A 12,468-nucleotide genomic window follows, 5' to 3' on the forward strand; every position below is an offset into this window, starting at 1 on the left:
GCGCAAAGCCTTCACATTTTGTTTAAACTTCGCGGACCAGCAGGGTCAGCACTTCGTAGTGGGCGGTGTGAGGGAACATATCAAACAGCTGGACCCGCTCAACGCGATAGCCGCTAAGACGAGCGATATCGGTCGCCATGGTGCGGGCGTTACAGCTGGAATAGATAATATAGGGCGGCGCCATGCGGCTTAAATAGTCGCATAGTTCAGCGCCAATACCGCGGCGCGGCGGGTTAACCAGCACCAGCTGCGGGGCATCCGCTTCGTGAGTGGCGAACTGCGTGGAGTCCAGCGCCTGAAAATGCAGATTGCTGAGCCCCAGCTGCGCGGCTGACTGTCTGGCGCAGGCGATGGCTTCCGGGGCGATCTCGATACCGGTCAGGCGCATCGTCGGCGTCGCGCAGTGCAGGCCAAATCCCCCAACGCCGCAAAACAGATCCCACATATGCTGGACCGGCAGCGCGCGCACCCAGTCGCGGGCCGTGGCGTACAGCCGGCTGGCTACCGCCGGATTGGTCTGAAAGAAGCTTTGCGGGCGGATCCACAGCGGCACCCCATTAAAGACCTCCCCCAGCGCCTGCTGTTCGGTGAAGAAGATCTCCTGCTCACCTTCCATGATTGCCATATGCACCGGCTGGATATTCGCCGTGATCACGCTGAGCTGCGGCAGCTGTGCCTGTAGCCACGGCAGCGCGGCGCGCAGCTGAGCCACCTTGGCCTCTGAGCGCAGCACGAAGCGCAGCATCATCTCCCCCTGCTGGCTGGCGGTCAGCAGCAGGTATTTCAGCTCCCCGCGTTTGCGCGCGACGTTGTAAGGTGTTAACCCGGCGCGGGCGATAAAGGGCTTCAGGGCAGCAAAAACCGGGGCAAACTCGGCGGGATAGAGCGGGCAGTCGGTGAGGTCCACCGGAGTGCCATCGCGGTGCAGCATCCCCAGCAGCGGACGCTCAACGCTGCCGCTGACCACCATTTTAGCCTTGTTACGGAAAGCCGCCTCCGGCCCGCTGACCGGCTCGCCCCAGGCTGCGACCGGGATCGCCGCCAGCAGCGTGCGCAGATCGGCCATTTTATCGGCGAGCTGTTGCGGGACCGGCCGCTCCAGCCATTGACAGGAGCGGCAACGGCCGGCGTCGTAGAGTGCGCAATGCATAATTGACCTTCAAAAATCCAGGGGCGGGGATTGTATCACCGTTATTGCAGGCGGAAAAAGCGACGGCAGTTCGCCGGCACGAACAGCAGCGTCAGAACCAGCAGATCCGGCAGTTTTTGCATCACCAGCGAGTGGAAAATTTCTCGTTTTGATTCCCCGGGAATGCTGAACAGCTCCGGATACCCGTAGCCCAGCGATGCCGCCCACAGGTAGCCGGCAGCGATAATCTGCGTCAGCAGATAGATCCAGCGCGCCCAGTTGCGCCCTTTCACCAGCGAGAAGGCGCACCAGATTTCGATAAACACCAGCGCCAGGCTGCCGAGGAAGACCAGCGTCAGGTTCCAGGTCTGAACGCTGCGGTGTATGAATTCGTTCAGCCCCTGCAGGCCCAACAGATTAAGGATCATCAGCAGATCCAGGCCACGAATCAAAATAATAGCAAAGGCCGCCACCTGCACCAGCGCAGGGACGTTAAGGCGGGCATGCGATGAGCGAGTTTTCGTAAACAATCCCAACGTAATGTCTTCCATGAAAACGGCGCCACAGGGTGGCGCCGACCGGAGGCTGCTGTACCGATTTTAGGTGGTTCAGCCTTGTCTTGCACGCTGGATATCGCGCACTCGCTGCTTTTCTGCGCGGGCCATCAAATACCAGGCGATAAAACCAACAATACCGACCACGCCGAGGATGAGCGTCGCCAGGGCGTTGATCTCCGGGTTGACTCCCATGCGCACGCTGGAGAAGACCAGCATCGGCAAGGTCGTGGCCCCGGGACCGGAGACAAAGCTGGCGATCACCAGGTCATCCAGCGACAGCGTGAAGGCCAGCAGCCAGCCGGAGATCACCGCCGGCATAATCATCGGCAGCGTGATGACGAAGAAGACCTTCAGCGGCGCGGCGCCAAGATCCATCGCCGCCTCTTCAATAGAGTGGTCCAGCTCGCGCAGGCGCGAGGAGATCACCACCGCCACGTAGGCGGTACAGAAGGTGACATGCGCCAGCCAGATGGTCAACATGCCGCGGTCCGACGGCCAGCCGATGGCATGTCCCAGCGCCACGAACAGCAGCAGCAGCGAGAGACCGGTGATCACGTCCGGCATGACCAGCGGCGCGGTGATCATAAACGCGAAGCCGTTGGAGCCGCGAAAACGCCCAAAGCGCACCATCACCACCGCGGCGATGGTACCGAGGATCGCCGCCGCCGTCGCCGCGCAGGCGGCGATGGTCAGGCTCAATCCTACCGCGCTCATCATCGCATCATCGTGGAACAGTTCGCTATACCAGCGCGTCGACCATCCGGCCCAGACCGTTACCAGCTTCGAGCTGTTGAACGAGTAGATCACCAGCATCAGCATCGGGGCGTAGAGGAAGGTGAATCCGAGCACGAGGATCAGAATGCGCCACGGCGAGCGTACTACCGGCAAGTCGTTCATCCCTGCTCTCCCATCTGTTTTTGCTGGTGCTTGTGGAACCACATGATCGGCACGATCAGCAACAGCAGCATGACAATCGCCACCGCCGAGGCGACCGGCCAGTCGCGGTTGTTAAAGAACTCCTGCCACAGCACGCGGCCAATCATGATGCTGTCCGGCCCGCCCAGCAGTTCCGGGATCACGAACTCGCCGACCGCCGGGATAAACACCAGCATGGAGCCGGCGATAATGCCGCCTTTGGTGAGCGGGACGATCACCTGGAAGAAGGTCTTCAGCGGCCGGGCGCCGAGATCCAGCGAGGCCTCCACCAGCGAATAGTCGATGCGGGTCAGCGCGGTGTAGATAGGCAGCACCATAAACGGCAGATAGGCATACACGATACCGATGTACACCGCCAGGTTGGTGTGCAGGATCTCCAGCGGCTGATCGATAACCCCTAACCACAGCAGGAAGTTATTCAACACCCCGTTGCTCTTCAGCAGCCCCATCCAGGCATAGACGCGGATCAAAAACGAGGTCCACGACGGGAGGATCACCAACAGCAGCAGAATATTACGCGTCGACGGCTTGCTGTGCGCCACCGCCCAGGCCAGCGGATAGCCCAGCAGCAGGCAGCAGATCGTCGAGATACCCGCCACCTGCAGCGACTGGAGATAAGCTTCAAAATAGAGCGGATCGTCAGTCAACTGTAGGAAGTTGGCAAAGTTAAGCGTCAGCGTCAGCTGGCCGTCCGCCCACTCCATCAGCTCGGTGTAGGGAGGGATCGCCCGCGCCATCTCGGCAAGACTTATCTTGAACACGATCAGGAACGGTAGCATAAACAACAGGATCAGCCACAGATAGGGCAGCGCAATCACCAGCTTGCGGCCATGCGCCATCTGCAGGCGCGCCGCCCAGAGCGCGAAGCCGCCCGGTTTTTTCGCCCCTGACGGGGATTCAACGGTATTCATCGCCCTCTCCTCACACCGTCAGCACAACGCAGCTGTCAGCATCCCAGCATAAACGCACCTCATCGCCCCAGGTGGGCGTCCCTTTCCGATGGCGGTGTTCATTCTGCAGCTGGGCGCTGATCATCTGCCCGCTTTGCAGGCGCACATGATAGATAGAGAGATCCCCCAGATAGGCGATATGAATCACCTCGCCGACGGCAAAATTGTAGCCGTCCGCCGGCGGTTCATCGCACAGCATGATCTTCTCCGGACGCAGCGCCACCCAGACCGGCACGTTGTCCACCACCGAGGCGTCGGGGTCGACCTTCAGCGGATGCATCAGTCCCGGCGAGCTTAGCACCAGACCGTCTTCCAGCCGCTCCTTCACCAGCCCTTCAAAGACGTTCACCGAGCCGATAAACTCGGCGCTGTAGCGGGTGGTCGGGTGCTCGTAAATCTCTTCCGGTTCGCCAATCTGCACAAACTTGCCGCGATTCATGATGGCGATACGGCCCGCCATGGTCATCGCTTCTTCCTGATCGTGGGTCACCATCACGCAGGTCACGCCAACGCGCTCAAGAATATCCACCACCTCGAGCTGCATGCGATCGCGCAGCTTTTTATCCAGCGCCCCCATCGGTTCATCAAGCAGCAGCAGCTTGGGCCGTTTCGCCAGGCTGCGCGCCAACGCGACGCGCTGCCGCTGGCCGCCTGAGAGTTGGTGCGGCTTACGTTTGGCAAACTCCTGCATATGTACCAGGGCCAGCATCTCCTGCACCCGGGCGGTGATTTCCGCCTTAGGCAGGCGGTCCTGCTTCAGGCCGAAGGCAATATTCTGCTCAACGGTCATATGGGGAAACAGGGCATAGGACTGGAACATCATATTAATAGGCCGCTGATAGGGCGGCACGCGCGCCAGATCCACGCCGTCGAGCATAATCTGCCCGGCGGTCGGTTGTTCAAAGCCCGCCAGCATGCGTAGCAGCGTCGATTTCCCGCAGCCTGACGCGCCCAGCAGAGCAAAAATTTCGCCTTTGTAGATAGTGAGACTGACGTCGTCGACCGCATGCTGGCCATCAAACGACTTGGTTAAGTTACGGATTTCCAGTAGCGGGGTCAGCGCTTTGGGGGCTTTCGCCTGTGGGCGGGGCATTACGTCGTTCAATCGGGTGCTCTCCGGCAAAAAAACGATCACCATATGGTCCGGTGCCATACTTCGTGCTTAACAGTGCATTTGCACCATCCTGGTGCTTCTGCTCGCCGGGCGCGCTGCTATTTCCCGGCGAGTGCAGATCTGATTTGGCCCGTATTCGACGGGCCGTCAGGAATTATTTGCCGCTCTTCACTTTGGTCCACGCGCGGGTGCGCACGCGGTCAATCTTCGGATCCTGCACCTTCAGCGTGAACAGTTTGGCGAACACATCCGCTGGCGGATAAATCGCCGGGTTGTTACGGATAGTCTCGCTGACCAGCGGCGTGGAAGCCTTGTTGCCGTTGGCGTAGAACACCTGGTCGCTGATTTTGGCGATGACGTCCGGACGCATCAGATAGTTAAGGAACTGATAGGCTTCATCTTTATTCTTCGCGTCGGCCGGCATGGCAAAGACGTCAAAGAACGCCAGCGCGCCTTCCTTCGGAATAAAGTAGGAGACATTGACGCCGTTCTTCGCCTCTTTCGCGCGGTTGGCCGCCTGCCAGACGTCCCCTGCCCAGCCGATCGCCACGCAGATGTCGCCATTGGCAAGGTCGTTAATATATTGCGAAGAGTGGAAGTAGCGAATGTTCGGCCGCAGCTTCAGCAGCAGATCGGTCGCCGGGCCGGTGTAATCATCCGCTTTGCTGCTGTTCGGATCTTTGCCGAGGTAGTTCAGCACGGTGGCGAAAATCTCTTCCGGCGCGTCGAGGAAGGAGACGCCGCAGCTTTTCAGTTTTTCGAGGTTCTCCGGCTTCAGCACCAGATCCCAGCTGTCCACCGGCGCATCTTTGCCGAGAACGGCTTTCACCTTATCCACGTTGTAGCCAATGCCCGTCGTCGCCCACAGGTAAGGCATGGCGTATTTATTCTCCGGGTCATGCTTGGCGACCAGCTTCAGCACTTCGGGGTCAAGGTTCTTCCAGTTGGGCAGCTTACTTTTATCCAGCGGCTGGAACACGCCCGCCGCCAGCTGGCGTTCGAGGAAGCTTGCCGACGGCACCACCAGGTCGAAACCGGTGCTACCCGCCATTAATTTGCCTTCCAGCACTTCGTTGGAATCAAAAACGTCATACACCACTTTAATCCCGGTCTCTTTTTCGAAATTCGCTACCGTGTCCGGCGCGATATAATCAGACCAGTTATAAACATGCAGGGTTTTTTGTTCGGCGGCGAGCGAACCGGCAGAGACGGCCATCAGCGCACCCGTAACCAGACCTGTTAACCATTTTTTACCAAAGGCGGTCATATCTCTTTTCCTTCTCAACGCCCGTTAACTTACGGGCTCAAATATACGCATTTCTACGCATGCAAAAATCATGCATATTTTTTCATTGCCTGAGAAAAGGAGAGCGGATCTCTCCCGGAGTGGTTGCTCGCAACTGGAAGCATCGCCAGAATAACTGTAGCCAGAATAAGAGGCTATAGCCCAGGTAAAAAAACGCCTTTTATCAAATTTTTATGCAATAACGGTCTACGTGATAAGCCAAAACGGCCTGAATGGCGGTGAATAATGCTTTAAAGAAAGGTTAAATGCAGAATAAAAGCGGGTAATACGCAGCCGCTGCGGTAGTGGCTGCGCTAATTTTAGGCAGGTTTAGTGAAGAAAATGGTATTGTACGTTTTCCGCCGCAGGCTCTTCTTCTTCGCCTTTGTACAGCAGCTGATTTGCGCCGGCTTCGAGGATTACCATCGAGATCTGCTCTTCGCTTTGGCGGAAGAACCAGGCGAACTGCTCCATGGTCACCCCTGGGCCGATAGACAGCGACTGGCAAACCACCAGCTTGGGCAAATTATCGTCCTGAATGTCGATAAACGCCTTCACGGTTAACGAGCTGGCGTTGATGGCCGAGAGATCCGCCGACAGCGCCAGCAGGGCAGACGGCTTCACCTCCGCCAGGGCGGAAAAGAGCACCACGTTGTCCACCAGGTCAATTTTGGCATCAAAAATACCGTCGAAATTCTGCATATGCGGCAGGTGCAATGCCTGACAGGAATCGCACTCAAAAAAGCTGATGCCGATTTCGTCCAGCCAGCGACGTAGCGTATCCAGACCTGGAACGACCAGTGAATCCATAGTGCCTGTGACCTCTTACAGTGGAAAAACGACGCCATAGCTTACGCAAAAAAAGCGCCGCATACCATGGCCGTCTTGCATCCGGCGGTTAGCCGCCTATTTTCAAACAGAATTCCGGCGTCGCCTGGCGCTCGATCCAGGCGATCATCTTGCCGGCGACATCCACGCCGGTGGTGGTTTCCACCCCTTCCAGCCCCGGCGAGGCATTCACCTCCATCACCAGCGGCCCGCGGGCGGCGCGTAAAATATCGACACCGGCGGCGTCCAGCCCGAGAGTTTGCGTTGCCTTGATGGCAATGGCCCGCTCCTCGTCGCTAATCTGCGCCACCGTGGCCATGCCGCCGCGGTGCAGGTTAGAGCGGAAATCCCCCTCTTTCGCCCGCCGCTCGATCGCCGCCACCACCTCATTGCCGACCACCAGGCAGCGGATATCGCACCCTTTCGCTTCGGCAATGTATTCCTGCACCAGAATATGAGCGTTCAGTCCGCGAAAGGCGTCGATCACGCTCTCCGCCGCCTGGCGGGTCTCCGCCAGCACCACGCCGATCCCCTGGGTGCCTTCCACCAGCTTCACCACCAGCGGCGCGCCGCCCACCATGGCGATCAGATCGCTGGTGTCATCGGGGGAGTGAGCGATGCCGGTCAATGGCAGATCGATGCCCTGGCGCGCCAGCAGCTGCAGCGAGCGCAGCTTATCGCGAGCGCGGGTAATAGCGACCGATTCGTTCAGCGGATAGCTTCCCAGGAGCTCAAACTGGCGCAGGGCCGCGGTGCCATAGTAGGTGATCGCCGAGCCAATGCGCGGGATCACCGCATCAAAGTGCGGCAGCTGACGCCCTTTGTAGTGGATCGACGAGGCCACCGGGCTGACGTTCATATAACAGGAAAGCGGATCGAGGATCTCGATCTGATGACCGCGCTGTTGCGCTGCTTCGCGCAGGCGCCGACATGAATAAAGCGTTCCATCCCGGGATAATATGGCAATTTTCATCCTGCACCTCTGCGAAAAGACCCGCTCTGGCGGGCCTCAGCTATCGAACACACTTTCACCTTTCCTGCGGCCGGCGGCGGATATCACCTGGCCGGAGCAGCAGTGTACACGTAATCAGCGCGTTGCCCACCCCTGCTTATGCAGATAGTCAAGAATAAACGGACGACTCTCTTTCACGATAGTGCGCCGGATATGGTCGCTCCAGGTATCGCGGCGGGCGTTGCTGCCGCGCGACAGATAATAGTGCGCCAGCTGTTCGTCATACTCCGCCAGCAGCGCGTTATCCAGCGGCTGATAGCGGTTCTCATGCACCAGCATGGCCGCCGGCATCCGCGGCTTGATGTCCGGGTTATCCGCCGGCCAGCCAAGGCAAAGACCGAACAGCGGCAGGACGTGCTGCGGCAGCTCCAGCAGCTCTGTGACGGCCTCAATGCTGTTGCGCAACCCGCCGATATAGACGCCCCCTAGTCCGAGGGACTCGGCGGCGGTCAGCGCGTTTTGCGCCAGCAGCGCCGTATCGACAACGCCGATCAGCAGCTGTTCCGCCAGCCCCAGCTGCGCCTGCGGGCAGATCTGCAGGTGGCGATTAAAGTCGGCGCAGAAGACCCAAAACTCCGCCGCCTGGGCGACGTGCTGCTGGCCGCCGGTCAGCGGGACCAGACGTTCACGCAGCGCCGGGTCAGTAATACGGATGATGGAGGTGCATTGTAAAAAACTCGAGGTAGATGCCGCTTGCGCGCTGGCGATAATCTCTGCGCGCTGTTCGTCGCTCACGGGGGCATCGGTGAAGTGGCGGATGGAACGGTGGCTGCGCAGCAGCTCAATGGTCGGCGTCATTACGTTTTTCTCTGTCAGACAAGGATTCAGGCTTTGGAGAGTGCGTTAACTGCGGGGCCACGATCTGCGCCATCCGCCACATCACGACGATGGCGGCGGGGATCATCAGCACGATCCCGGCAAAGAGCATCACCAGCGCCGCGGTCGGGCTGGCAATGGGCGCAGGCAGCTGGACATACTGGTTAAGGGAGAGCCAGGCGAGGGTTAACAGCCCCATCCCGAGGATCTCAACCAGCAGAATGCTTTTCGGCAATGGGGCAAATTTTCGCATCACGCCTCTCCGGTTGATAAACGCGGCGCGCCAGCCAATTCCACCGCGCCGTCGGGCCAGTATACGGGTTTTGACAGTCCGACATTTATCAAACATAGCCGTAAACCATCGAAGTAAAAGGCAGAACCTTCTTTCCCTCCCCGCCCGTTGCAGGCATCATAAGCGCCATTCGCCATCCGGCTGAGGTTTAAGGAGAGAAGCAATGTTTACCGTTATTTTTGGTCGTCCAGGCTGCCCTTACTGCGTTCGCGCTAAAGAACTGGCAGAAAAACTGACCAACGAGCGTGATGATTTCAACTACCGCTACGTGGATATTCATGCCGAAGGCATCAGCAAAGCTGACCTGGAAAAAACCGTTGGCAAACCGGTTGAAACCGTGCCGCAGATTTTCGTCGACCAGAAACACATCGGCGGCTGCACCGATTTTGAAGCCTGGGCAAAAGAGAATCTCGGCCTGTTTGCCTGAGTCAATTTATTTGCTCGATGAATGACTGCGCCAGGTATCAAGCCAGGCGCAGATAAACAAAAAGCACAATGCCCCAAGCGCGCACCAGAACACGGCGCTCAACACCCACGCCATCTCCTGCCAGAACGTCCGGTGGGTCACGAAGAACAGCCGCATCGTCACCATGCAGACCGGCGCCGCCAGTATCGCGCCGAGCAAAGGACGCAGCACCCGCCGTCCGGGAGAGAGACAGCTCGCCGCCGCCCCTGGCAGCAAAAAGAAGAGCAGGCCCAGCTCCGGGTTGCCGCTGGCGCGAAATGCCCCTTTCATATGTAACAACAACGATAAGCACACCACAATGAACAGAACGAAGCCACAGATAATGCCGGCCCAACTACGCTCAGATTTCACCGTATCCTCCTGATGTTGCCTCTAACTCACGTCCACGTCGCCCAGTCAGATAAAGCATTTCGGCAATCCATGCCAATAACTCCCCTACCAGCCTAAAAACGATTGTCACTAGCCGCCGCATCCAGGAAGGATTAAACTAGCGGTATATTTTTGCTGGTTATAACAGGGTGCCAGAATAGGTTCGCGACAACGCGAACGCCTGAGCAACCTTAGACCAAATAACCATTTCCTTCAACAACTTACTAGTAAATGAGAAGTTGGCTTTCGTGAATATAAACGTCGCAGATTTGTTAAACGGGAATTACATCCTGTTATTATTCGTTGTACTTGCATTAGGACTATGCCTGGGAAAACTGCGTCTCGGCTCAGTACAACTTGGTAATTCCATTGGCGTTTTAGTCGTTTCTCTATTATTAGGCCAGCAGCATTTCGCGATTAACACCGATGCCCTTAATCTCGGCTTTATGCTGTTTATTTTTTGCGTTGGCGTAGAAGCCGGGCCCAACTTTTTTTCTATTTTTTTCCGCGACGGGAAAAACTACCTGATGCTGGCGCTGGTGATGGTCGGCAGCGCGATGCTGATCGCCATGATGCTGGGTAAAGTGTTCGGCTGGGATATCGGGCTCACCGCCGGTATGCTGGCAGGCGCCATGACCTCCACCCCGGTGCTGGTGGGCGCGGGCGACACCCTGCGCCATTTCGGCCTGCCCAGCGATCAGCTGGCGCAGTCGCTTGACCATCTGAGCCTCGGCTATGCCCTGACCTATCTGGTTGGTCTGGTGAGCCTGATCGTCGGCGCCCGCTATATGCCCAAGCTGCAGCATCAGGATCTGCAGACCAGCGCCCAGCAAATCGCCCGCGAGCGCGGCCTCGATACCGATTCCAAACGTAAAGTCTACCTGCCGGTGATCCGCGCCTACCGCGTCGGCCCGGAGCTGGTGGCCTGGGCGGATGGCAAAAATCTGCGCGAACTGGGTATTTACCGCCAGACCGGCTGCTATATTGAACGCATTCGTCGCAACGGTATTCTGGCCAACCCGGACGGCGACGCGGTGCTGCAGATGGGTGACGATATTGCGCTGGTGGGCTACCCGGACGCCCACGCCCGCCTCGACCCGAGCTTCCGCAACGGTAAAGAGGTGTTCGACCGCGATCTGCTCGACATGCGCATCGTCACTGAAGAGATAGTGGTCAAAAACCACAACGCCGTCGGCCGCCGCCTGGCGCAGCTCAAGCTTACCGACCACGGCTGCTTCTTAAACCGGGTTATTCGCAGCCAGATCGAGATGCCTATCGACGATAACGTCGTACTGAACAAAGGCGACGTGCTGCAGGTCAGCGGCGACGCCCGCCGCGTAAAAACCGTGGCCGACCGCATCGGCTTTATCTCCATTCACAGCCAGGTGACCGATCTGCTGGCCTTCTGCGCCTTCTTTATCGTTGGCCTGATGATCGGCATGATCACCTTCCAGTTCAGCTCCTTCAGCTTCGGCATCGGCAACGCCGCCGGCCTGCTGTTCGCCGGTATCATGCTTGGCTTCCTCCGCGCCAACCACCCAACCTTCGGCTATATCCCGCAGGGGGCGCTGAACATGGTGAAAGAGTTTGGTCTGATGGTGTTTATGGCCGGGGTCGGTCTCAGCGCCGGGGCCGGGATCAATAACGGGCTGGGCGCCGTCGGCGGCCAGATGCTGGCGGCAGGGCTTATCGTCAGCCTGGTGCCGGTGGTGATCTGCTTCCTGTTCGGCGCCTACGTGCTGCGCATGAACCGGGCGATGCTGTTCGGCGCCATGATGGGAGCCCGCACCTGCGCCCCGGCGATGGAGATCATCAGCGATACCGCGCGCAGCAATATTCCAGCGCTCGGCTACGCAGGCACCTACGCCATCGCCAACGTGCTGCTTACCCTTGCCGGGACGCTCATCGTGATCATCTGGCCAGGGCTACAATAATTTTTTGAGAAAAAAGCCGTCACAGGCAGAACTTTTTCTCAGGGCATCAGTCATAAGTAATGCCACTGCTTTTCTTTGATGTCCCCATTTTGTGGAGCCCATCAACCCCGCCACTTCGGTTCAAGGTTGATGGGTTTTTTGTTGCCTGCGTTTAGCCATTCCGGGTGAAACGCCGCTTCAGCGCCCCTCTTCCTGCGCCCTCTCCCCCGCCAGCTGCCCGACCATCATGCGGATTGCCGCCTTCGACAGCGGCGCGCGGTCGGTGACAAAGTGCAAGGTCATCCCTTCAATAAAGGCGTCGAGACCGCGGGCGGTATCGGGGGCGAACCATTGCTCCAGCGTCTGCTGGCTGCGCCGCATCCAGTTCTGCATCACCGCCTTCAGCGCCGGCTGACTGCTGCAGAACGCGTACAGCTGGTACATCAGCTCCATATTGCGAGCCGTGGTCACCTGGGCGCTGAAGATCAGATCCGCGATGGCATCGCAGGCTTGTTCCCGGTTCGTTACCCCGACGAAGCCTTGCTGATACTGCGCCGACATCTCGGCGGTAAACAGGCTGAACGCCTCCTCAATTAACGCCTCAATGCCGCTGAAATAGTAGGTCAGCGATCCCAGCGGCACATTCGCGCAGGTGGCGATTTTACGGTGCGTCACCGCATGGATGCCGTGCGCCGCGATGGTATCCAGCGTCGCCTGCAGGATGCGCTCGCGGCGCTGCGGATCGTTTGGTCTACGGGCCATGATTTTCCTCTTCCGGTTTATGTACAAATGTACACATAC

At 58.6% G+C, this 12,468-nt stretch carries 14 protein-coding genes; 2 read left to right on the forward strand and 12 right to left on the reverse strand.

Translation table 11 applies throughout. The annotated features are described in order from the left end of the window. Window positions 1–22: 22 nt before the first annotated feature. From rlmC to KB890_RS05995, 10 genes are all read right to left on the reverse strand, one after another. Window positions 23–1,150, reverse strand: a complete 1,128-nt coding sequence (gene rlmC / locus KB890_RS05950) for a 23S rRNA (uracil(747)-C(5))-methyltransferase RlmC (RefSeq protein WP_002896378.1) — start codon at window positions 1,148–1,150, stop codon at window positions 23–25. A 41-nt stretch (window positions 1,151–1,191) separates the two neighbouring features. After that, window positions 1,192–1,680, reverse strand: a complete 489-nt coding sequence (locus KB890_RS05955; RefSeq protein WP_002896376.1) for a YbjO family protein — start codon at window positions 1,678–1,680, stop codon at window positions 1,192–1,194. 57 nt (window positions 1,681–1,737) lie between these two features. Further along, window positions 1,738–2,583: a putrescine ABC transporter permease PotI gene (gene potI, locus KB890_RS05960; protein ID WP_002896372.1), complete on the reverse strand. Its 846-nt coding sequence runs from the start codon at window positions 2,581–2,583 to the stop codon at window positions 1,738–1,740. Then, window positions 2,580–3,533 (reverse strand): putrescine ABC transporter permease PotH, encoded by a 954-nt coding sequence (gene potH, locus KB890_RS05965; protein ID WP_002896371.1) that lies wholly within the window; start codon window positions 3,531–3,533, stop codon window positions 2,580–2,582. The genes potI and potH overlap by 4 nt, the downstream gene beginning before the upstream one ends. 10 nt (window positions 3,534–3,543) lie before the next feature. Then, window positions 3,544–4,677, reverse strand: a complete 1,134-nt coding sequence (gene potG, locus KB890_RS05970) for a putrescine ABC transporter ATP-binding subunit PotG (RefSeq protein ID WP_002896370.1) — start codon at window positions 4,675–4,677, stop codon at window positions 3,544–3,546. A 163-nt stretch (window positions 4,678–4,840) separates the two neighbouring features. Then, window positions 4,841–5,953 (reverse strand): spermidine/putrescine ABC transporter substrate-binding protein PotF, encoded by a 1,113-nt coding sequence (gene potF / locus KB890_RS05975; RefSeq protein WP_002896368.1) that lies wholly within the window; start codon window positions 5,951–5,953, stop codon window positions 4,841–4,843. A 348-nt stretch (window positions 5,954–6,301) separates the two neighbouring features. Beyond that, complete coding sequence (locus KB890_RS05980) at window positions 6,302–6,781, reverse strand: type III secretion system chaperone family protein (RefSeq protein WP_002896365.1); 480 nt, start codon at window positions 6,779–6,781, stop codon at window positions 6,302–6,304. 88 nt (window positions 6,782–6,869) lie between these two features. Beyond that, the gene (rimK, locus tag KB890_RS05985) at window positions 6,870–7,772 is read right to left on the reverse strand and encodes a 30S ribosomal protein S6--L-glutamate ligase (protein ID WP_002896363.1); all 903 of its coding nucleotides are present in this window, start codon (window positions 7,770–7,772) and stop codon (window positions 6,870–6,872) included. A gap of 114 nt (window positions 7,773–7,886) precedes the next feature. Then, entirely contained in the window at window positions 7,887–8,609 is a 723-nt protein-coding gene (gene nfsA / locus KB890_RS05990) for a nitroreductase NfsA (protein WP_004179133.1), read from the reverse strand. Next, on the reverse strand, window positions 8,593–8,880 hold the full coding sequence (locus KB890_RS05995) for a YbjC family protein (RefSeq protein WP_008805812.1): 288 nt from the start codon (window positions 8,878–8,880) through the stop codon (window positions 8,593–8,595). Before KB890_RS05995 ends, nfsA begins: the two co-directional genes overlap by 17 nt. A gap of 202 nt (window positions 8,881–9,082) precedes the next feature. On the opposite strand from KB890_RS05995, the gene KB890_RS06000 reads away from it, so the two are divergent. Next, window positions 9,083–9,346 carry a GrxA family glutaredoxin gene (locus KB890_RS06000; protein ID WP_002896352.1) on the forward strand — a complete coding sequence of 88 codons (264 nt, stop codon included), beginning with the start codon at window positions 9,083–9,085 and terminating at the stop codon, window positions 9,344–9,346. 6 nt (window positions 9,347–9,352) lie between these two features. Here KB890_RS06000 and ybjM read toward each other — a convergent pair whose 3' ends face one another. Further along, window positions 9,353–9,736, reverse strand: coding sequence for an inner membrane protein YbjM (gene ybjM / locus KB890_RS06005; RefSeq protein WP_002896351.1), 384 nt, complete (start codon window positions 9,734–9,736; stop codon window positions 9,353–9,355). A 266-nt stretch (window positions 9,737–10,002) separates the two neighbouring features. On the opposite strand from ybjM, the gene KB890_RS06010 reads away from it, so the two are divergent. Next, window positions 10,003–11,688 (forward strand): aspartate:alanine antiporter, encoded by a 1,686-nt coding sequence (locus KB890_RS06010; protein WP_004147745.1) that lies wholly within the window; start codon window positions 10,003–10,005, stop codon window positions 11,686–11,688. A gap of 177 nt (window positions 11,689–11,865) precedes the next feature. Here KB890_RS06010 and KB890_RS06015 read toward each other — a convergent pair whose 3' ends face one another. Then, window positions 11,866–12,429, reverse strand: a complete 564-nt coding sequence (locus tag KB890_RS06015) for a TetR/AcrR family transcriptional regulator (RefSeq protein WP_004141969.1) — start codon at window positions 12,427–12,429, stop codon at window positions 11,866–11,868. Window positions 12,430–12,468: the final 39 nt, after the last annotated feature.

Source organism: Klebsiella sp. P1954 (genome assembly GCF_018199955.1).
GTDB classification, from domain to species: Bacteria; Pseudomonadota; Gammaproteobacteria; order Enterobacterales; family Enterobacteriaceae; genus Klebsiella; species Klebsiella pneumoniae.

What these genes read in the sequence shown, in the direction of transcription:
- rlmC (WP_002896378.1), bottom strand. Translation starts at nt 1,150, where the DNA reads ATGCATTGCGCACTCTACGACGCCGGCCGTTGCCGCTCCTGTCAATGG.
- KB890_RS05955 (WP_002896376.1), bottom strand. Translation starts at nt 1,680, where the DNA reads ATGGAAGACATTACGTTGGGATTGTTTACGAAAACTCGCTCATCGCAT.
- potI (WP_002896372.1), bottom strand. Translation starts at nt 2,583, where the DNA reads ATGAACGACTTGCCGGTAGTACGCTCGCCGTGGCGCATTCTGATCCTC.
- potH (WP_002896371.1), bottom strand. Translation starts at nt 3,533, where the DNA reads ATGAATACCGTTGAATCCCCGTCAGGGGCGAAAAAACCGGGCGGCTTC.
- potF (WP_002896368.1), bottom strand. Translation starts at nt 5,953, where the DNA reads ATGACCGCCTTTGGTAAAAAATGGTTAACAGGTCTGGTTACGGGTGCG.
- KB890_RS05980 (WP_002896365.1), bottom strand. Translation starts at nt 6,781, where the DNA reads ATGGATTCACTGGTCGTTCCAGGTCTGGATACGCTACGTCGCTGGCTG.
- rimK (WP_002896363.1), bottom strand. Translation starts at nt 7,772, where the DNA reads ATGAAAATTGCCATATTATCCCGGGATGGAACGCTTTATTCATGTCGG.
- nfsA (WP_004179133.1), bottom strand. Translation starts at nt 8,609, where the DNA reads ATGACGCCGACCATTGAGCTGCTGCGCAGCCACCGTTCCATCCGCCAC.
- KB890_RS05995 (WP_008805812.1), bottom strand. Translation starts at nt 8,880, where the DNA reads ATGCGAAAATTTGCCCCATTGCCGAAAAGCATTCTGCTGGTTGAGATC.
- KB890_RS06000 (WP_002896352.1), top strand. Translation starts at nt 9,083, where the DNA reads ATGTTTACCGTTATTTTTGGTCGTCCAGGCTGCCCTTACTGCGTTCGC.
- KB890_RS06015 (WP_004141969.1), bottom strand. Translation starts at nt 12,429, where the DNA reads ATGGCCCGTAGACCAAACGATCCGCAGCGCCGCGAGCGCATCCTGCAG.